This window comes from Oleiphilus sp. HI0125, assembly GCF_001635355.1.
The window spans coordinates 1-1,064 of the sequence record NZ_LWGF01000872.1; the positions used below are offsets into that span (position 1 = coordinate 1).

At 43.7% G+C, this 1,064-nt stretch carries 1 protein-coding gene; it reads right to left on the minus strand.

The annotated features are described in order from the left end of the window. Positions 1 to 210: 210 nt before the first annotated feature. A partial coding sequence (locus A3762_RS27655; protein ID WP_197469273.1) for a hypothetical protein occupies positions 211 to 1,064 on the minus strand: 854 nt, incomplete at its 5' end.

Below are 1,064 nucleotides of genomic sequence, written 5' to 3' on the forward strand. Positions count from 1 at the left end.
CATCGTCACGTTCACCACTTGCCGTCACAGGCGTCATAACACGAATGGTGCCGATCTTCTGATCTGTATAAATTTCTTCGCGATAAAGATTCGCGACATCCATATTCATTTCTAGTTCTTCAGACATGAGAATTCCTGTACTAAAAGGATTGAGCCGCTACGGGCTGAACGGAGGAGATTATGGCGATTAGATGGGTTGCTTGTCACGCCTTATTTCTGCGCCAAGCTGACCTGGTACTTATCCACCAAGGATGCAAAATTATTGCGCACCACAATTAAGTTATTAATCGATGACATAAACAGATCAAACGCCGATTGAGGCAATTTGAGCGCTTTGTAGTTTTCCCGCAGCAAAACAAGCTGCTCAGCTGCAATATCGTCACTACGATTTTGTTGTTTATTAAGAAGAAATGGCACCATGTTCTCACGAATTTTTTTCGCTTCGACATGATCGCCATTCGCATCAATGAGCTTTAGTAATCGCAAACGTTGATCCAACAATAAGCGTTCATCTTGCGCTAAAAAACCAACTAACTCTTTTACGTAATACTCTTGCATGAAAGCGCTTAATTTACTTAGTGCTCGATACTGACGTTCTTCAGGATCATCGTGCGGATTAATCTGATCAATCTGACGATAAATCATAAGGTAAAGAGTTGCATCAATCGTCTGCAATGCTTCCAACGCACCTTCAGACAACATATCCACAAAAGTACAAGCTTGAGAGACGGCTAAACGGGACAAAGTACTATCGTCTTCGTTTTGGACTGCTGTTTGAATTGCACGTCGGGCCAGAAGATCATTGTTTGGAAATTGGACCAAGGCTTTATCCAAAGCCGTGGCAACGTGCTGTGAGCCAAATTGCTCGGCCTTTTCAGCCCATTCCAACCAAGCCATTGGGCTCTGCGCTAGAAACTCGTGTAAAGACCGTTGCCAAGCGTAAGCATCTTGAACATAACGAGGCTTTGGAAGCTGAATGAGCTGCTCAGCTACTTTACGCCATTGCCAATATTCTTTTATCTCGGAGAGAGCCGCTCGTACTTTCTCTGTCTCGGGAATTTTTT